Origin of the sequence: Polaromonas aquatica, from assembly GCF_042659145.1 — a bacterium.
GTDB lineage: Bacteria > Pseudomonadota > Gammaproteobacteria > Burkholderiales > Burkholderiaceae_C > Polaromonas > Polaromonas aquatica.
The window spans coordinates 24,625-44,253 of record NZ_JBHSRS010000005.1 but is presented as its reverse complement, the minus strand read 5'-3'; the positions used below and the strand labels follow the sequence as shown (position 1 = coordinate 44,253).

The 19,629-nt window shown below is 60.9% G+C and carries 15 protein-coding genes and 1 pseudogene; 6 read left to right on the top strand and 10 right to left on the bottom strand.

Features of this window, described 5'->3' with window-relative positions; genetic code table 11:
* Positions 1-4: 4 nt before the first annotated feature.
* The gene (locus tag ACFQND_RS02480; protein WP_371434421.1) at positions 5-550 is read right to left on the bottom strand and encodes a DinB family protein; all 546 of its coding nucleotides are present in this window, start codon (positions 548-550) and stop codon (positions 5-7) included.
* Positions 551-828: 278 nt separating this feature from the next.
* Here ACFQND_RS02480 and ACFQND_RS02475 point away from each other — a divergent pair.
* Positions 829-1,722 (top strand): annotated as a pseudogene (locus ACFQND_RS02475) (bestrophin family protein); the annotation flags it as partial.
* Positions 1,723-1,760: 38 nt separating this feature from the next.
* Here ACFQND_RS02475 and ACFQND_RS02470 read toward each other — a convergent pair.
* The 9 genes from ACFQND_RS02470 to ACFQND_RS02430 form a co-directional block, all read right to left on the bottom strand.
* Entirely contained in the window at positions 1,761-5,408 is a 3,648-nt protein-coding gene (locus ACFQND_RS02470; RefSeq protein ID WP_377412214.1) for a hydantoinase B/oxoprolinase family protein, read from the bottom strand.
* 67 nt (positions 5,409-5,475) lie between these two features.
* A complete protein-coding gene (locus ACFQND_RS02465; RefSeq protein ID WP_371434419.1) occupies positions 5,476-6,453 on the bottom strand; it encodes a TRAP transporter substrate-binding protein in 978 nt (325 codons plus the stop codon).
* A 75-nt stretch (positions 6,454-6,528) separates the two neighbouring features.
* The gene (locus tag ACFQND_RS02460) at positions 6,529-7,296 is read right to left on the bottom strand and encodes a putative hydro-lyase (RefSeq protein WP_371434418.1); all 768 of its coding nucleotides are present in this window, start codon (positions 7,294-7,296) and stop codon (positions 6,529-6,531) included.
* A gap of 29 nt (positions 7,297-7,325) precedes the next feature.
* Positions 7,326-8,030 (bottom strand): ABC transporter ATP-binding protein, encoded by a 705-nt coding sequence (locus ACFQND_RS02455; RefSeq protein ID WP_371434417.1) that lies wholly within the window; start codon positions 8,028-8,030, stop codon positions 7,326-7,328.
* A gap of 2 nt (positions 8,031-8,032) precedes the next feature.
* Complete coding sequence (locus ACFQND_RS02450; protein ID WP_371434416.1) at positions 8,033-8,743, bottom strand: ABC transporter ATP-binding protein; 711 nt, start codon at positions 8,741-8,743, stop codon at positions 8,033-8,035.
* A complete protein-coding gene (locus ACFQND_RS02445; RefSeq protein ID WP_371434415.1) occupies positions 8,740-9,756 on the bottom strand; it encodes a branched-chain amino acid ABC transporter permease in 1,017 nt (338 codons plus the stop codon). The genes ACFQND_RS02450 and ACFQND_RS02445 overlap by 4 nt, the downstream gene beginning before the upstream one ends.
* A 147-nt stretch (positions 9,757-9,903) precedes the next feature.
* The gene (locus tag ACFQND_RS02440) at positions 9,904-10,770 is read right to left on the bottom strand and encodes a branched-chain amino acid ABC transporter permease (RefSeq protein WP_371434414.1); all 867 of its coding nucleotides are present in this window, start codon (positions 10,768-10,770) and stop codon (positions 9,904-9,906) included.
* 33 nt (positions 10,771-10,803) lie between these two features.
* Positions 10,804-12,069, bottom strand: a complete 1,266-nt coding sequence (locus ACFQND_RS02435; RefSeq protein WP_371434413.1) for an ABC transporter substrate-binding protein — start codon at positions 12,067-12,069, stop codon at positions 10,804-10,806.
* Between the two features lie 90 nt (positions 12,070-12,159).
* Positions 12,160-13,152 (bottom strand): LysR family transcriptional regulator, encoded by a 993-nt coding sequence (locus tag ACFQND_RS02430; RefSeq protein ID WP_371434412.1) that lies wholly within the window; start codon positions 13,150-13,152, stop codon positions 12,160-12,162.
* Between the two features lie 144 nt (positions 13,153-13,296).
* Here ACFQND_RS02430 and ACFQND_RS02425 point away from each other — a divergent pair, with 144 nt between their 5' ends.
* The 5 genes from ACFQND_RS02425 to ACFQND_RS02405 all read left to right on the top strand — a co-directional run bounded on the left by ACFQND_RS02425 (position 13,297) and on the right by ACFQND_RS02405 (position 19,605).
* Entirely contained in the window at positions 13,297-14,280 is a 984-nt protein-coding gene (locus ACFQND_RS02425) for a TRAP transporter substrate-binding protein (RefSeq protein ID WP_371434411.1), read from the top strand.
* A 2-nt stretch (positions 14,281-14,282) separates the two neighbouring features.
* Entirely contained in the window at positions 14,283-14,792 is a 510-nt protein-coding gene (locus ACFQND_RS02420) for a TRAP transporter small permease (protein WP_371434410.1), read from the top strand.
* A gap of 26 nt (positions 14,793-14,818) precedes the next feature.
* Positions 14,819-16,114 (top strand): TRAP transporter large permease, encoded by a 1,296-nt coding sequence (locus ACFQND_RS02415; RefSeq protein WP_371434409.1) that lies wholly within the window; start codon positions 14,819-14,821, stop codon positions 16,112-16,114.
* Positions 16,115-16,279: 165 nt separating this feature from the next.
* A complete protein-coding gene (locus ACFQND_RS02410; protein ID WP_371434408.1) occupies positions 16,280-19,225 on the top strand; it encodes a monovalent cation/H+ antiporter subunit A in 2,946 nt (981 codons plus the stop codon).
* Positions 19,225-19,605, top strand: coding sequence for a Na+/H+ antiporter subunit C (locus ACFQND_RS02405; RefSeq protein WP_371434407.1), 381 nt, complete (start codon positions 19,225-19,227; stop codon positions 19,603-19,605). The genes ACFQND_RS02410 and ACFQND_RS02405 overlap by 1 nt, the downstream gene beginning before the upstream one ends.
* Positions 19,606-19,629: the final 24 nt, after the last annotated feature.

Sequence of the window (19,629 nt, the reverse complement as noted above, 5' to 3'; positions counted from 1 at the left end):
TCCATCACATCAGCGCAAGCAGGTCCGTCACGCCGACATCGACACCCGCCTGCATCAGCAGCGTGGTGGTCTGGCCCCTGTGATGGGTCTGGTGATTGAAAAAGTGCGTCATGGCCTGCCAGGCCGGGTGCTCTCGTTGCACGCCTCTTGAGTTGCTGTAGCGCATGGTCATTTGCGGGTAGTCCTCGGGCATCCCGGCCATCCAGCGTTCAATCGCGGCATCAAGCTGAACGCGTTTGGCCTTCAGGCTGGCCCAATCCTCAAAGGGCACCATGTCCAGCCGGTAGGCCTGCGGTATCTCGATCAGGCCGCCGCCCAGCGCCGCGAAATGAATACCGTTTTCGGTGCCTGACTGCAAAAACCGCCTGAGCCAGACCTGGTCGGTGACAACCAGGTGGTTCAGCGTCTTGTGGATGGAGCCAAAGTAGGCGCCACGCTCGCGTTTACGCTCTTCGTCCGCCAGGGTCTCGCAGGCTTCATACATGCGCAGGTTGATCCAGCTGTTGTAGCGGGCAAGAAGCCTGCCATTGTCGAGAAACGCTGCACCCATGATCTGGCACTCCTGAATTGATAGCTGGTTGCGCACACTCCACGGGGACCAAGTGCTTTTTTTGTCCGCAGGTTCAAGTGCAATGTGCAATAAGAGGCAGTGTAATCGGCTGGATTTCAAGGCGAAGCACACCTCGTGCGGCGTGCATTGCGGCACCTCGAACCAGCCCAGCCTGCGCAACCCGGCAACCGCATCGCCGGGGCCTGCCTGCCCTGCAAGGACCAGGATCGTCACCAGCGAAAAATGTAAACTTCCCCTTTTTTGCAGTTGAATCCAACATGATCGTGCGCGACCGGCCTTCGGGCCTGCGAATGTTTCTCGTGGTGCGCGGCTCAGTACTTCAGCAGATCCGCACGGTCCTGATCGTCAACATCCTGCTGGCCACTGTGGTCACGTTCACGCACGGGGCACTCTTCAGCCAGAAAATCACGCTGACAGCTATCCCGTTCACGCTGATTGGCCTGCCGCTGGCCATCTTCCTAGGTTTTCGCAACACTGCCGCTTATGACCGCTACTGGGAGGCGCGTAAACTCTGGGGCGAGCTGCTCCTGCGCTGCCGCAACCTGTCGCGCCAGTGCCAGAGCCTGATCAACTTTCCCGCACCGGTGCAGCCCGCCCAAGCAGGTAGTGACCTGGCCGATGTGCGGGTGCGCATGGTCTACCGCGCCATAGCCTTCTGCCACGTGTTGCGCCAGCAATTGCGCGGCGTGGATGACCGGGGTGAAGTACGGGCCTTGCTGCAGCCCGCAGAGTGGCAGGCACTGCAGCCAAAAACAGGCAAAACCACCGCCCTCATGCAGCACATGGGTTCCGACCTGCAACATTGCCTGCGCACAGGCCGCATTGGCGAGCCGCTGGCCGGCAACATCGACAATACCCTGAGCGCATTGGTCAGCGCGGCCGCGTCCTGCGAACGCATCAAGAGTTCGCCCCTGCCGTTCTCCTATACCCTGCTGCTGCACCGCACGGCCTATATGTACTGCTTCCTGCTGCCCTTCGGGCTGGTGGATACCATCGGTTTCATGACGCCCTTTGTGGTCGGCATCGTGGCCTACACCTTCTTTGGACTGGACGCGCTGGGCGACGAGATCGAGGAACCCTTCGGCCTGTTACCCAACGACCTGCCACTGGACGCGATCTGCCGCACCATTGAAATCGACCTGCGCGGGTCCAAGGCCACACTCCTCCGTAGATTCAAGCACACAGCGGCCTACGGTCTGCCAAAACCTCCGCCGCCCGGCGTATGGATTTCAAACACGTCGCCGGGCTGCATCTCGGCCTGCCCGATGTGGCCCAGGGCTTCGATGCGGCCATCTGCCCGCACCACCACGTTCTGGCCCACCTGCCCCGGCTGGCCGCCTGCCATGCCGAAGGCACCGTGTTTACGGCCATTGGACAAAATGCTGGCCGTCATGGCCTCCAGGAAGCGCACACGCCGCACGCCGCCATTGCCGCCCTGCCAGCGGCCTGCGCCGCCCGAGTTGGCGCGGATCTCGTAACTCTCCAGCCGCACCGGGAAACGGAACTCCAGCACTTCCGGGTCGGTCAGCCGCGAGTTGGTCATGTGCGTCTGCACCACCGACGTACCGTTGAAACCCGACAAGACCTTGCCGCCCTCGTCCATCACGCCGCCTGCGCCCGAGCCGCCCGAGATGGTTTCGTAGTACTGGTGACGCTCGTTGCCAAAGGTGAAGTTGTTCATGGTGCACTGGCTGGCCGCCATCGCACCCAGCGCGCCGTAAAGCGCGTTGGTGATGCAGGTGGAGGTCTCCACATTGCCCGCCACCACCGAAGCCGGCGGGTTCGGGTTGAGCATGGAGCCGGCCGGTATGACGACCTTGAGCGGTTTCAGGCAACCCGCATTGAGCGGAATGTCGTCGTCCACCAGTGTGCGGAACACATATAACACGGCAGCCATGCACACGGCGGTAGGCGCATTGAAGTTGTTGGTCTGTTGCGGCGAGGTGCCGGTAAAGTCGATTTCAGCGCTGCGGTTCCGGGTATCCACCCGAATCGCCACCTTGATCTGCGCGCCGTTGTCCAGCGGCAGCGTAAAGTCGCCGTCCTGCAGGCGCGTGATCACACGGCGCACCGACTCCTCTGCGTTGTCCTGCACATGGCGCATATAAGCCAGCACCACCTCCAGGCTGAACTGCTCCACCATCTTGCGCAGTTCCTGCACGCCTTTTTCATTGGCGGCAATCTGCGCTTTCAGGTCGGCCATGTTCTGCTGCGGGTTGCGGCTGGGGTATTTGCCACTTTTGAGCAGCGCGATCATCTCGGCCTCGCGCAGCACACCGCCTTCCACCAGCTTGAAGTTGTTGATCTGCACGCCCTCTTCCTCAATCAGCGTGGAGAACGGCGGCATGGAGCCCGGCGTGATGCCGCCAATGTCGGCATGGTGACCTCGACTGCCTACATAAAAGGTCGGTTCGGCTGACGCACCCAGGTACACAGGCGTGATCACCGTGATGTCCGGCAGGTGCGTACCACCGTGGTAGGGATCGTTCAGCACATACACATCGCCGGGCTGCATCCTGCCCGCGTTCTCGCGGATCACGGTCTTGATGCTCTCGCCCATGGAACCCAGGTGCACCGGCATGTGCGGTGCGTTGGCGATCAGGTTGCCTTCGGTGTCAAACAGTGCGCAGCTGAAGTCCAGGCGTTCCTTGATATTGACCGAATACGCCGTGTTCTGCAGCTGCAGGCCCATCTGCTCTGCAATGTTCATGAAGAGATTGTTGAACACTTCCAGCAGCACCGGGTCCACGGTTGTGCCTGCTGCAAATTTGATAGCGCGCTGCGCACGCCGGTCAAGGACCAGGTGGTCCAAAGCCGTCAGGGTGGCCTCCCAGCCGGGCTCCACCACCGTGGTCGCGTTTTTCTCGGCGATGATGGCCGGGCCGGAGATGATGTCGCCTGGCCGCAGGTCTTCACGCACCACCAGTGCCGCATCGTGCCACTGGCCGCCGGAATACATGCGCACAGTTTCGCGGCGCGGCACTTCGCGCGGCTCATGCGTGGCATGGCGCGGCTCGGCGGGTGCATCACCTGCGATCACGGCCTCCACAGACACGGCTTCAACCACCAGGGCCTTGCCCTGCATCAGGAAAGCAAAACGCTGCCGGTAGGCCGCCTCAAACCCTGCTTCAATCTGATCCAGCGTGCCGAAGGGCACGATCAGCGCCGAGTCGCTGCCCTCGTAACGCACATGCACGCGATGGTGCGTGCTCATGGCACCGGTATTGACATGCTGGCGCTGCAACTCGGCCTCGGCCGTGGCGGCGAGCTCCTTGAGCTTGCCTTCGATTTCAGGCAGTGCTGCTTCGGAGAGCTTCAGCTCGACCGCCCGTTCGCGGATCACGTTCTGGTCGGCCAGCCCCATGCCATAGGCACTCAGCACGCCCGCCAGAGGATGCACAAACACCCGTGTCATGCCCAGTGCATCAGCCACCAGGCAGGCGTGCTGGCCGCCGGCACCGCCAAAGCACTGCAGGGTGTAGCGTGTGACGTCGTAACCGCGCGCGACAGAGATTTTTTTGATGGCATTGGCCATCTGCTGCACGGCGATATTGATAAAACCCTCTGCCACCACCTCGGCACTGCGCCCGGTTTGCCCGGCCAGCTCATTGAACTGGGCTTCTACCGCCTCGTAGCTCAGCGGCTCGTCGGCATTCGGGCCGAAGACCTTGGGGAAATAACGCGGCTGCACCTTGCCGACCATCACGTTCGCATCCGTCACTGCCAGCCGGCCGCCGCGCCGGTAGCTGGCCGGGCCGGGGTTGGCGCCGGCACTCTGCGGGCCCACGCGAAAACGCTCGCCGTCAAACTTGAGGATGGAGCCGCCGCCGGCTGCCACGGTATGGATGCTCATCATGGGCGCGCGCATGCGCACACCGGCCACCTGGGTTTCAAACTCGCGTTCGAACTCACCGGCGTAATGCGAAACGTCGGTGGAGGTGCCGCCCATGTCAAAGCCGATCACCCTGGCATGCCCTGCAATCGCAGCGGTGCGGGCCATGCCCACGATGCCGCCGGCCGGGCCGCTCAGGATGGCATCCTTGCCCTGGAACACATGTGCATCGGTCAGGCCGCCCGAAGACTGCATGAAAAAGAGTTTCACCCCCGGCATCTCACTGGCCACCTGCTCCACGTAACGGCGCAGGATGGGCGACAGGTAGGCGTCCACCACCGTGGTGTCGCCACGGCTGACAAACTTCATCATCGGGCTGGTTTCATGCGAGGTGCTGATCTGGGTGAACCCCACTTCCTGCGCAATGCGTTTGGCCGCTTTTTCATGCGCCGTGAACCGGTAACCGTGCATAAAAACAATCGCAAGGCTTCTCAGTCCTTTCTGGTATTGCGCAATCAGCTCCTTTTTTAATAGCACCTCGTCAAGCGCCTGGAGCACCTCACCCTGCGCACCGACCCGCTCCCGGGCTTCGAGCACCGCGCTGTAAAGCAGCTCGGGCAGGACAATGTTGCGGTCAAACAGCCGGGGCCGGTTCTGGTAGGCAATGCGCAGCGCATCGCGAAAACCCCGTGTGGTGACCAGCAGCGTGGGCTCACCCTTGCGCTCCAGCAGCGCGTTGGTGGCCACCGTGGTGCCCATCTTCACGCAGTCCACCACCTCGGCGCGGATGGCTTCGCCGGCTTTCAGGCCCAGCAAATGGCGAATGCCGGCCACTGCGGCATCACGGTACTGCTCCGGGTTTTCAGACAGCAGCTTGTGCGTGACCAGGGAGCCGTCGGGCTTTTTGGCCACGATGTCGGTGAAAGTGCCGCCCCGGTCTATCCAGAACTGCCAGCGTTTGTCTTCCATCACCGTTTCTGTGTTGGATGTATTTGTTTGCGTCATTTTTTAAAACCAGTTGTCTGAAAAATAGCGGAGAAATGGAAATATTGCTTGGGTTTTTACAACCAGTCTATGGCTTGAGGTAGTAAGGCACAAAAATGGCATTGGCTTCATTGCCTACCGAACGTACCCACTCGCGGGAGAACTTTTCGCCCATGCGCTTGATCTCCAGTTCGAGGTCCGCAGGGATGCGGTCTATCCTGATACCGTTTTGCCGCAGTTCTTCAGTCGCGCTGTTGGCCAGCACCTGGCTGGCCAGCCAGCCACGTGTTTCCGCATCGGCAGCCGCTTTCAAAACCATGCCGCGCACCTCGGGCTTGAGCGCATCAAAAGCCTTATTGCTGACAAACACCACATTTTTCGGGAACCATGCATTGATCTCATAGTAGTACCTGATCTGGCCCCAGACCTTGTTTTCAACCCCGGTCAGCGCCGAGGTAATCATGTTGTCCATGCGGCCTTCCGACAGGGCCTTGCCCACGTCCACCATGGCCACGTCCACCGGTTTGGCACCCAACAGCTCGGCAATGCGCAAGGTGGTCGGGTTGTAGGTACGCATTTGCGTACCCTTGAAATCCGCCACACCGCGGATCGGCTTGCTGGAGTGCAGGCCCTGCGGCGGCCAGGGCACGGCGTACAGCAGCTTCAGGCCAAGCTCGCTGAAATGCTTTTCAACGCCGGGTCGCTGGAGTTTCCAGAGGCGTTCGGCATCCTTGTACGAGCTCACCACAAAGGGAATCGAGTCGGCCCCGGCAACAGGCATCTCCTTGACCAGGCTGCTCATGATGGTCTCGCCCGCCTCGGCCTTGCCCTGCTGCACCGCCTGGCTGACATCGTTGAGTTTTGCCAGCGTGTTGTTGGGATAGACCTGGATGAGCAGCTTGCCGCCCGTGGCCTGCTCCACTTCACGCGAAAACTGCATGATGTTTTGCGTATGGAAAGACTCGGCACGGTAGCCCGTGGCCAGCTTCCAGGTAGTCTGCGCCTGCAGTGCAGGGACGTGACTCATCAACACCGCGCACAGCGCGGTTGTCCAGTGGTGTTTCATGGAAAACTCCTGGGAATCAGGGAGGGTTGAAGGTGTTGCCCGGGGCAACCGGCAGCGGCCGCTTTTTCATCATGTTCAGCCCCGCCTGTCGGTGACAAACATCTTGCCGGGCGCATGCGTGATGCACAGTGACAGGCGGCTCGATTGCGCAATCCATTGCGGTGTCACGCCGCAAGCCCAGAACACCGGCACCTCATCCGGCAGGATGTCCACTGCGTCGCCGTAATCCGGCTTCGACAGGTTCTTGATGCCAATCTCCGCCGCGTTGCCGACATGCAGCGGTGCCCCGTGCGCCAGCGCAAAACGGCCGGATATTTCGACAACCTTGGCCACATCGCGGCTTTTGACAGGCCGCATGCTGACCACCATGTCGCCCTGGAAAGGCCCCGACGGCGTGCACGCCAGGTTGGTGCGGTACATGGCCACATTGCGGCCCTGCGCCACATGCCGCAAGGGAACGCCTTCCTGCATGACCGCCGACTCAAACGAAAAGCTGCAGCCGATCAGGAAGGTCACAAAGTCCTTTTGCCAAAGTGCGGAGATGTCATCGAGCTCTTCCACAAACTCGCCATCACGGTACACCCGGTAACCGGGAATGTCCGTCGCCAGGTTGGCCCCGGGCGCGCAGGCCGGCTCCAGCTGGCCGGGTTCCAGCACCTCGACCAGTGGGCAGGGCTTGGGGTTGCGCTGGCAAAACAGCAAAAAATCAAAGGCCTGCGCCTGCGGCACGATCATCAGGTTGGCCTGGATGTAGCCGGGCGCATGGCCTGCTGTCGGTTGTGTGAACTTCCCGCTGCGGCTGGCCAGCCGAAGTTCGGACGGGGTTTCAAAAATCTTGTTCATAGGTTCAAATAATCATCGTCAGGTTGAATTCAGAGCCCCAGATAGGCCTTTTTGATACTGTCGTCGTTCAGCAGATCCTGCCCCTTGCCCTGCATGACAATGCGGCCGGTCTGGATCACATAACCGTAGTGGGCAATGCCCAGCGCTTTTTGCAGGTTTTGCTCCACCAGCAGGATGGAGACGCCGGTCTGGTTGACCTGCTGGATCACCTCCAGCACCTTGGTCACAAATTTGGGGGCTATGCCCCAGGACGGCTCATCCAGCATCAGCAGCTTGGGACGCGCCATCAGGCCGCGCGCAATCGCCAGCATTTGCTGCTCGCCGCCACTCATGGTGCCGGCCAGCTGGGTTGCCCTCTCCTTCAGGATCGGAAACAGATCCAGCATCTCGTCTATGCCCCGCAAGACCTCGTGCTTGTCCATGCGGGTAAAAGCCCCGAGCTGCAGGTTGCGCAGCACCGTCAGGCGCGGGAACAGGCGCCGTCCTTCCGGCACCAGTGACAGGCCCATGGGCACGCGCTTGTGCGCCGGCAGGCGGTGTATGGCCTCACCGTTAAAAGTGATGCTGCCAGCAGCGGCGGCGTTGAGGCCCGCCACCGCCCGCAGGGTGGTGGATTTGCCATTGCCGTTGCCGCCAACCAGCGCCACGATTTTTCCGGGCTCCACCTGCAGGCTCACATCAGAGATGGCCAGCACGTCGTCATAACAGACCTTGAGATTCTTGATTTCGAGCATCATCACTCTCCCAGGTAGGCCGTGATCACGACCGGGTCGCTCGATACTTCCTGCGGCGTGCCTTCGGCAATCTTCACGCCGCGGTCCAGCACCACAATCTTGTCGGCAATCGGCATGATGCCCTCCAGTACATGTTCCACAATCAGGCAGGCAATGCCCCTGTCGCGTATCCTGAGCACCACGTCCACCGCTTCGCGGACTTCCGACGGGTTCAAGCCGGCCATGACCTCATCCATCAGCAGGATGCGCGGCTGTATGGCCAGCGCCCGCGCCACCGCCAGTCGCCGCTGCTCGCTGATGGTCATGCTCCCCGCAGGTTTGTCGGCAAAGCGCTCCAGCCTTGCAAAGGCCAGCCATTGCATGGCAGCGGCCCGGGCCCTGGCGACGTTGTGTTCCAGCAGCATGGCTGCCGTCATCACGTTTTCACAGGCCGTCATGCTGGTGAAGGTGCGTGCAATCTGGAAAGTGCGCGCCACCCCGGCCCTTGCGCATGCCTCGGGCGAGAAGCCCGCAATATTGCGCCCGCCAAGCAATATGCTGCCGGCCGTAGGCGCAAAAAAGCCCGCGACACAATTGAACATGGTCGTTTTTCCTGCGCCGTTGGGCCCGATCAGGCCGACAACCTGGCCGGTATCAACGCTGAATGTCACGTCCTGGTTCGCCGTCAGGCCTCCAAAACGCTTGCTGACCTGGTTGACTTCAAGCAGCTTCATGACGCCTCCCCATTGCCGGCTTGTACCGGCACAGACGGCACCGCCATACGGCGCGAGGCGTCGGCACGGGCTTCGCGCCTTTCCCTGAAGCTGCGTACCCAGCCGACGATGCCGGTCGGGTAGAACACCGCGATCACGATGATCAGGCTGGCGTAAATAATGACGTCGGTGCCGCGTCCGGTGCCGCCAAACAATATCCGCGTGAACTCCTCGATGCTGGTCAGCACCACAGCGCCAATCACAGGCCCGAACAGCGTCCCCACCCCACCCAGGATGGCGACCAGCGCCATCTTGATGGACAGGGCGGTTGACAGCACCGAGCCCGGGTCTATGTACAGCTCCTTTTGCGCATACAGGCTGCCTCCCAGGGCCGTAAAGAAGGCGCTGACGGACAGGGCTACCTGCTTGTAGCGCGCAATGTTCACCCCTATGCTGCGCGCCGCATCGGGCTCATCCTTGATGGCCCGGAAGTAGTACCCAAGGTAGCTGCGCTCAATCCACCAGTTGGCGGCCAGCGTGAGCAGCAGCAGGCCCAGCGCCAGCCAGTAGTACGGCAGCTTGGTCGCAAAATTCATCCACAGCCAGCCCTGCCGGTCCATGGGCACATACAGGCCGACTGCCGCGCCGCCGTATTCCCATTCGGTGAAAAATATCTGCACCAGCTCGGCCACGGCAATGGTTGCCATCGCAAAATAATGCCCTTTGAGCCGGAAGCATGACCAGCCAAAAGCCAGGCTCAGCATCGCGGCAATAACACCACCGGCCAGCACGCCAATCCAGGGATTGACGCCAAACCTGACCAGCAGCAAGGTGGATGCATAAGCACCCAGCCCGTAAAAAGCGGCATGTCCCAGCGACACCTGGCCGGCGTAGCCGCCCACCATGTTCCAGGCCACGCCCACCTGTGCCGCCATGAGCACCAGGATGGCCATATTGAGGTGTGATGCGTCAGTCACTATCGGCAACACCAGGGCTGCCGCCAGGCAAACGCAGAAAAAAATCATTGTTTTCATATGTAATCCATAGCGCTGCGCGCGACCCACAAGGGCTGAAAGCGCGCGGCCAGTGCGGGGGTCACCGCGGAACCGGCTTTGCCGGGCCGCTGGTGGCGCCCCCTTGAGGGGGAGGCGCCGAAGGCGCTTAGGAGGGGAGCTTTCATATCACGCCTTGCCCATCAAGCCCTGCGGGCGGAACATCAGTACACCGAGAAACAGCACCAGCACGATGGCCGTCTTGTATTGCGGCCCCAGCAACAGGCCGCCCATGACCTCGATCACACCGACCAGGATGCCGGCCCAGAAAGCCCCTGTCACACTCCCAAAGCCGCCCAGGTTGACGACCACAAAAGCCAGCAGGATGAAACTGGCGCCGACGTCCGGGAAGATGGGAAAGAAGGTCGACAGCAGCACGCCCGCCGCACCGGCGCAGGCAGCACCTATGCCCCAGGCCAGAGAGAACATCTTGTGCGAATCAATTCCCATCAGGCGTGCCGCTTCCTTGTCGGAGGCCGTGGCTTCCAGCGCAGCGCCCAGCCGTGTCTTGTTCAAAAAGAAATAGATCAGACCGGTGACCACAACCGCACCGACGCCAGCGACCAGTTGGGGTTTTCCGAGCTGTATGCCCAGCAGTTTCACGGTGCCGCTGACGGCCGAACTCTCGATCGAACGAAAGTCCGGCTTCCAGAGAAACTGGGCCACGCCGCGCAGCAAAATCATGATGCCGAAGGTGGTGAAGATCTGCGACAACATGGGCGCGTTGATGATGCGCACTATCACCAGCCTGTAGAGCAGCACGCCGAACGCGAACAGCATGAGGACCGTCAGCGGCAGCGTGATCATCGGATCCAGCGCATACAGGGCAAACAGCCAGAAGGTCGAGTACATGCCGAGCATGAGGAATTCCCCGTGCGCGAAGTTCACGATGTCCATGACGCCGAAAATCATGGTCAGGCCGATAGCCACCAGCGCGTAAATCAGCCCGATCAGGACGCCGGAGGCCAGCGTCTGAAGCAATATTTCCGTGGTCATGGTCGTCTCTTTTTTTAATTCAGGGTCCGCGGCTTACTTGCGCTGGTCCCACTTGGGCATGGGCCAGGTCACTTCACGGGAAGCCATGTCGAAAGGCCAGACCGTGTTGTACTTGCCGCCCATGATCTGCACCAGGATGCCCTGGCCCAGGGTGTTCTGGCCGGTAGCATCGAACTTCACGCCCTTCCACGGCATGATCAGCTTGCTGCCGGGAATGTCCGTTGCGGCGAGTGACTTGCGGATGGCTTCGGGTTCGGTCGATCCCGCACGGTTGATGGCATCGGCCATCACCATCAGGCCGGTGAAGGTGCGCGACGAGTTGCCGGTGAAGTTGATCTTGTAGCGGCTGTTGAAGAGGTCGTTGACCTGCTTGATCAATGGGTTGCGGTTGGCCAGGTCCAGCGCCCAGACCTCGCGCGTGATGATGTAGTCGGCGTCCTTGCCCAGGGTCTTGATGAAGTCGGTGTCGGTAAAGCCCGCGTTGTTCGCCAGGATCATGTCCGGCGAAAAGCCCAGCTCCTTGTAGGTCTTGATCGACAGGATGGCGTCGGCCGTGTAGGACGATTGCAGAACCAGGTTGGGACTGGCGGCCTTGAGCGTCTGCACCTCAGAGGTCAGCTGCGTTGTCTTGGCCGGGTACATCACCTGCTTGACCAGGTTCTGCTTGAACTCGGGCGCCAGTTTGGTCTGCAGTTTGGTGGTTTCCGTGCCCCACAGGCCGTTCTCATTGAGGCTGGCGACCACGCCCGCCTTGATGCCTTTCTTGGCTTCGAGTTCTTTCAGAAAATCGAAGGCGTTGTGCACGAACAGGTCGTCATGCGGCGTGGTGCGGAAGAACCATTTGAAGTTGCGCTGCGTAAGCGAAGCCGACGAGGACTCGGGGTTCAGGAAGGGAATGCCGGCGCGCTCGGCGATCTGGCTGGCCGTTGCCGTTACCGCGCTGTTGTAGGCGCCCACCAGGGCAACTACTTTTTCCTGCGTGATCAGGCGTTCGGCTTCGGTCGCGCCGGTTTGCGGATTGGCCTGGTGGTCGGCAAACACCAGCTTGATCTTCGCGCCCTTCAGGTTGGGCAAGCCTTTGCCTGCGGAGAACGGCAGGTCGGGAATACCGGGTGCGCCGTTGTTGATGATGTCGGCCGCAAGCTCCAGCGCACTGCGCAGCTCGGCTCCGACCGAAGCGCCCGGCCCGGTCAGGGGATAAAGAACGCCTATCCTGATTTCCTGCTGGGCGTGCGCACCAAGGGCAAAACTCGCCCCCAACACCACTGCGGCCATGCGAGCCGACCACGATTTTTTCATTTGAATCTCCTCGTAAAAACATGACAGTTGAATGACATGTGACGAAGTGTGCTTTTAGAAAAACACTAAATCAAACAAGAAATTTTTCGCTTATATCATCGATTTTTTCGATAATAAGGATTTACCCTGATACACCTTTTTCGTTGGTTTTTCAGGCTTGCGGCGACCCGTTTTGGTGCCGGCGCTCCCGCCTGCAGCCCGGCCTGTCGCGCCACCCGCAAACTCCACCGCCGACCTGACAACGGTCTCAACCGATGACGATGTCGGATCCGTCCGGTAACTCGCGTGTATGGGCAGGTCCTTCAGCCGCTTGTCGCAGGTCAATGGTTTCAGGCTTGCAAAACCCGTCAGGCGCTGCACGGCTGCGCGTGGCAGCAATGCGACGCCAAAGCCGCCCTGCACCAGTTGCACCATTGCTGAAATGGATGAGATGGCATGCACCTTTTTGGGCTCCATGCGGTTGCTTTTGAACAGGTCAAGCAAGGTGACATGCGGCTGGGAGCCCTTTTGAAAGGTCAGCACCTCCATCTCCGCCAGTTCGCTCAATCGGTAATTTCTTTTTTTATGCAGTGCGGGATTGCCCACAAAAACCATCTCCATGGACGGCAGCGCATGGTTGATCACGCCATCCGCGGAAGCCGGCAAGACGGCAAATACCAGGTCCAGCGTACCGCGCTGCACCTGGTCCATCAGTATGGGCGTGGTCTCCACCGTCAGTTCCAGTTCCAGCCCCGGGTGGTCGGCCCGCAGTTTTTCAAGCCAGGGAATCAGCCACGAGTGCAACACCGACTCGATGGCGCCTATGCGCATGGCCACCGCCATGGGCGCGCCCGAGCCCATTTCTGCCTTGACCTCGCGCTGCAGGTCCAGCAACCTTTGGGCATAAACCAGGAAGCGGGTACCAGCAACCGTCAGCTTGAACTGCTTGTCGCGGCGATCCAGCAGCAGGATGCCCAGTTCCTCCTCCAGCGTGGCAATACGGCTGGACATGGCCGATTGCGTCAAAAAGAGTTTTTCTGCCGCGCGCGAGATGCTCTTCAATGAGGCGACCCAATAAAAGGCCTCGACAAAACGTAGATTCATGGCGAACTCTTTCGGGGTTGCTGTGAGCGGGTCCGGCTGGCTTTTTGGGGTATGCCCGGGGGCGCTGGCGCGTATTTTGCGTCTACTATCCTACGACCTTTCATCCGGTCACCATTCCAAATTCATCCCTCTTCTGGAGTTCCCATGAAATTCAAGCTCACCCTGATCGCGGCGGCCCTGACCCTCGGCTCATCAGCTTTTGCGCAAACAAAATGGGACTTGCCGGCGGCCTACCCGGCTTCCAATTTCCACACGGAAAATCTCACACAATTTGCCGCCGACGTCGACAAGGCCACAGGCGGCAAGCTGAAAATCACCGTTCATGCCAACGCATCGCTGTTCAAGGCCAACGAGATCAAACGTGCTGTTCAGGGTGGGCAGGCGCAGATCGGTGAAGTGCTGCTGGTCAATTTTGAGAACGAAAACCCGATCTATGGTGCCGACGGCCTGCCTTTTGTAGCCTCCAGCTATCCGGCAGCCCGCAAGCTGGCCGATGCACAGAAGCCCGCGCTCGACAAGATCCTGGGCGCACAGGGCATGAAGGTTCTCTATACCGTCGCCTGGCCGCCGCAAGGGATTTATGTCAACAAGGAAATCACCGCCGTCGCCGACATGAAGGGCCTCAAGTGGCGCGCCTACAGCCCCGCCACCAGCAAGATTGCAGAACTGGTGGGCGCACAACCCGTTACGGTGCAGGCGGCAGAACTCAGCCAGGCCATGGCGACGGGTGTGGTCAACAGCTATATGAGTTCGGGCTCCACCGGCTACGACACCAAAACCTACGAAAGCATCAAGTACTGGTATGACGTTCAGGCCTGGCTGCCCAAGAACGCCATCATCGTGAACAAAAAGTCGTTTGACGCACTCGACGCCGCAACACAGGCTGCGGTTGTCAAGGCAGCAGCAGATGCAGAAGTGCGCGGCTGGAAGGTCAGTGAAGAGAAAAACGAGTTTTACAAAAAAGCCTTGGCTGAGAAGGGCATGAAGATCATGACGCCGTCAGCCAAACTGGTTGCCGACCTGCGCCAGGTAGGGGTCATCATGAAGGCAGACTGGATCAAACGCGCCGGCGCCGATGGCGAGGCCGTATTGTCAGCCTACGAGAAATCAAGCACGGCGAAGAAGTAGGCATGCGCAAGCTGCTTGACGGGCTTTACGACGGCGCCGCGTGGCTGGGCGCCATCTTCATGGTCGGCACGCTGGTCTCCGTGCTGGCAGGCGTGCTGGACCGGCAATTCGCCTGGTCGCTGCGCGGCACCGACATGTACGCCGGTTACTGCATGGCGGCCTGCGGCTTCCTGGCGCTGGCGCATACGCTCAAAAAAGGCGAACACATACGCGTGACGCTGATTCTCAACGCCGTCAAAGGTCCCACCAAACGGGCGATCGAGATATGGGCGCTGGCAGCCGCATCCCTGCTGTCCATGCTGTTTGCGTACTACAGCGTCAAGCTGTCCATCAACTCCTGGCAGTTCAACGACGTCTCCACCGGCAACGACGCCACGCCGCTGTGGATTCCGCAGATCACCATGGGTGTGGGCGCGGTGGTCCTGATGATTGCCTTTATTGATGAACTGGTACTGGAAATCATGGGCCGCCGGGTGCAGGTGGACAGCGACGAAGCCCTGCATCACGAATAAGCCTTCGCAAAACAACAAGAAAATACATGTCCGACATTGCCATCACCACGCTGCTGATACTTTCGCTGTTCGCCATTCTGGGCTCGGGGGTGTGGATAGGGCTCACGCTGTCAGGTGTTGCCTGGATAGGCATGCAGCTTTTTTCATCGCGCGCCGCGGGCGATGCCATGGCCGTGACCATCTGGGGCTCATCATCCAGCTGGACGCTCACGGCCCTGCCTCTGTTTGTCTGGATGGGTGAGATCCTTTTTCGCACCAAGCTCAGCGAAAGCATGTTCAAGGGCCTGGCGCCATGGGTAAGCCGTTTGCCGGGTGGCCTGCTGCATACCAATGTGATCGGCTGCACCATTTTTGCAGCCGTCTCGGGTTCATCCGCCGCGACCTGCGCCACCATCGGAAAAATGACCCTGCCTGAGCTCGCCAGGCGCGGATATCCCGAAGACATCACGATAGGCTCGCTGGCCGGGGCCGGCACCCTTGGCCTGCTTATCCCTCCGTCCATCATCATGATTGTTTACGGCGTGAGCGCCGATGTTTCAATCGCCAAGCTGTTTATTGCCGGCATTTTCCCCGGGCTGATACTCGCCTCGCTTTTTTCCGGCTACCTGATCGTCTGGGCGCTGATGAACAAGGGCAAAATCCCGCCGCCCGATGCACCCATGACATTTACTCAAAAAGTCTATGAGTCACGCCACCTGATTCCCGTGGTGCTGCTTATCAGCGCGGTGCTGGGCTCCATCTACGCAGGCGTTGCCACCGCCACTGAAGCAGCTGCGATTGGTGTTGTCGGCTCACTGGTGCTGTCACTTGTGCAACGTTCCCTGAGCTGGACCACCTTCAAGGAATCGCTGCTTGGCGCAACACGCCTGTACTGCATGATTGCGCTGATCCTGGCCGGCGCCGCATTTTTGACCCTCAGCATGGGCTACATCGGTTTGCCGCGCCACCTGGCCGAGTTTGTATCCGGCATGGGCCTGAGCCCGTTTTTGCTGATTGTCGCGCTGAGTTTGTTTTACATCATCCTGGGCTGTTTCCTGGACGGTATCTCCATGGTAGTGCTGACCATGGGCGTGATCCTGCCGACCGTGCAAACGGCGGGACTGGACCTCATCTGGTTTGGCATCTTCATCGTCATCGTGGTCGAGATGGCGCAGATCACGCCGCCTGTGGGTTTTAATTTGTTCGTGCTGCAGGGCATGACCAAAAAGGAAATCACCTATATCGCCCGGGTAACCTTGCCGTTTTTCTTTTTGATGTGCGGCATGGTGCTGCTGCTGTGGTTCTTTCCGCAGATCGCGACCTGGCTGCCATCGAAGATGTGACGAACTGGCCCTGGCAGGCAATACAGACCCGATGACCCGCGCCAAGTGATGGCCGGGAGGAGCGCGGCAACCCTTGCATTGGGGTCGTCAATGGGGCTGAAACCCTGTGCAATACTGCGGTTTTCGTGACAGGCGCGTCATGGCCGACCTATAGAATCAAGCGCAATGCCTCTCGTTCTGCTCGTCGCCCTCCCCTTTATTGCCAGTGTGCTTGCAGCCCTGCTGCCGGCCAACGCGCGCAACCGGGAGTCGACCCTGGCCGGCCTGGTTGCCCTGGGCTGTGCTGCGCAGGTCGCCTGGCTGTTTCCCAAACTGGCCGATGGCAACGTGCTGCGGCAGGAAATCGAATGGCTGCCGGCCCTCGGGTTGAACCTGGTGCTTCGCATGGACGGCTTTGCCTGGCTGTTCTGCATGCTGGTGTTGGGCATAGGCGCGCTGGTTGTACTGTATGCGCGTTATTACATGTCGGCCTCGGACCCGGTGCCGCGCTTTTTCTCCTTCTTCCTGGCCTTCATGGGTTCCATGATGGGTGTGGTGCTGGCCGGCAACATCGTGCAGCTGGTGATGTTCTGGGAACTCACCAGCCTGTTCTCCTTTTTGCTGATCGGTTACTGGCACCACCGGCGTGATGCCCGGCGCGGCGCACGCATGGCGCTCACGGTGACTGGCGCCGGAGGACTGTGCCTGCTGGCTGGCGTACTGGTTTTGGGCCATATCGTTGGCAGCTACAACCTGGACGTGGTGCTGGCTTCAGGCGACGTGATCCGCGCACACCCGCTGTACACACCCATGCTGGTGCTGGTGCTGCTGGGCGCCTTCACCAAAAGCGCGCAATTCCCCTTCCATTTCTGGTTGCCGCGTGCCATGGCTGCGCCTACGCCGGTATCGGCCTACCTGCATTCAGCCACCATGGTGAAGCTGGGCGTGTTCCTGATGGCGCGGTTCTGGCCAGTGCTGTCGGGCACACAGGAATGGTTCTGGCTGGTGGGCGGCGCGGGCGCCATCACCCTGCTGCTGGGCGGCTTTGTGGCCATGTTCCAGCGCGACCTGAAGGCGCTGCTGGCTTACTCCACCATCTCGCACCTCGGACTCATCACGCTGCTGCTGGGCCTGAACAGCCCGCTGGCCGCCGTCGCAGCGGTGTTCCATGTGATGAACCACGCCACATTCAAGGCCTCGCTGTTCATGGCGGCCGGCATCATCGACCATGAAACCGGCACGCGCGACATCCGCAAGCTGAGCGGGCTGATGCGGCTGATGCCGATCACCGGCACGCTGGCCATCATCGCCAGCGCATCCATGGCCGGCGTGCCGCTGCTCAACGGTTTCCTGTCCAAGGAAATGTTTTTTGCCGAGACGGTGTACATCCAGTCCACAGGGTGGATCAACTGGGGCCTGCCTGTCATCGCAACGCTGGCCGGCATTTTCAGCGTCGCCTACTCCGCACGTTTTGTTTTTGACGTGTTTTTCGGTCCGCCCTGCGGCCCTGACGTGCCCAAACAACCGCACGAGCCGCCGCACTGGATGCGCGTTCCGGTCGAACTGCTGGTGCTGGCCTGCCTGGTGGTCGGCGTGGCGCCGGCATGGTCGGTTGGCCCGATGCTGGCAGCAGCCGCTACGCCGGTGGTCGGCGGCATCTTGCCTGAGTACAGCCTGGCGCTGTGGCATGGTTTTAACCTGCCGCTGATGATGAGTTTCGTCGCCCTGGCCGGCGGTGCATTGCTGTATATGCTGCAGCGCCGGGGCCGCGCACACGGCAGGCTGGAGCACACGCCCCTGCTGCACCGTTTTGACGGCCAGCGCATTTTTGAAAACCTGCTGGCCCGCCTGAGCGAAACCGGCCGGCGCAGCAGGCACCTGCTGGGTACCCGGCGCCTGCAGTCCCAATTGCTGCTGCTGGTGAGCGTGGCTATCGCCGGCGCCGGCGCTTCGGTGTGGTTCACGCCTGCCGAGCGCGGCACGCGTGAATTGCTGGCCTTTTCGCCCATGTTCGCCATGACCTGGGTCATAGGCGCGGCTTGCGCCGTCGCCGCGGCCTGGCAGGCCAAGTTCCACCGGCTGGCGTCGCTGATGCTTGCCTCCGCTGCGGGGCTGGTGTGCTGCATCACCTACATCTGGTTTTCGGCGCCCGACCTCGCGCTGACACAACTGGTGGTGGAGGCCGTCACCACCGTCCTGCTGCTGCTGGGCCTGCGCTGGTTGCCCATGCGCAAGATCACGGTTCAGCCTATGCAGGCCCGCGTACGCCTGCTGGGCCGACGCGGGCGCGACTTGCTGGTGGCGGCCATCGCCGGCTGCGGCATGGCTGCGCTGGCCTGGACCATGATGACCCGGCCTTTCCCCCAGAGCATCTCGTCATTTTTTCTGAATCATGCCCTGACTGAGGGCGGCGGCACCAATGTCGTCAACGTGATGCTGGTGGACTTCCGCGGCTTTGACACCTTTGGCGAAATCACCGTGCTGGGCGTTGTCGCACTGACGGTGTATGCACTGCTGCGGCGTTTCAGGCCAGCCATTGAATCCATGGCGCTGCCGCTACAGCAGCGCCTGCAGGACGACAACGGCAGCAGCGACCTGATCAACCCGCGCCGCGCCGTGGATACGGCCGTGGGTTACCTGATGGTGCCTGCCGTGCTGGTGCGTTTGCTGCTGCCGCTGTCCGTGCTGGTGTCTGTGTATTTTTTCATGCGCGGGCACAACGCCCCGGGCGGCGGATTCGTCGCCGGGCTGGTGATGTCGGTGGCATTGCTGCTGCAGTTCATCGTCTCCGGCACCGAATGGGTCGAGGAGCATTTGCGCATTTACCCGCGCCGCTGGATCGCCATCGGGCTGCTGCTGGCGCTGGCCACGGGCGGCGGTGCAGTTGTGCTGGACTACCCCTTCATGACCACGCACACTGCGCATTTGCACCTGCCGCTGCTGGGCAGCATCCACGTGCCAAGTGCGCTGTTTTTTGACATGGGCGTGTTTTCGCTGGTGCTGGGCGCGACCATGCTGATCCTGACAGCACTGTCGCACCAGTCCGTGCGCAGCCACCGCTGGGCTGATGAGCAGGAAGAGAAAAAGGCTGAAGCCAAAGCACTGGCCGAATCCACAGAAGGAGCCCGCTGATGGAAATCGTGCTTGCCCTGGCCATAGGGGTGCTGACCAGCTCCGGCGTCTACCTGCTGCTGCGGCCGCGTACCTTCCAGGTCATCATGGGCCTGACGCTGATCTCCTACGCAGTCAACCTGTTCATCTTCAGCATGGGCCGTCTCAAGGTAGACAGTGAACCCGTGCTGGTTCACGGTGTAGCCAAAACACTGGCCAATACCGCCGACCCGATGCCGCAGGCCCTGGTGCTGACGGCCATCGTCATCGGTTTTGCCATGACGGCGCTTTTTCTGGTGGTGATGCTGGCCTCGCGCGGGCTGGCCGGCACTGACCATGTGGATGGCAAGGAAGACCTGATCGACGACACCGGCCTGCATGTCAAGGGGTCCCCAGAGTGACCAACATCCTCCACTGGCTGGACC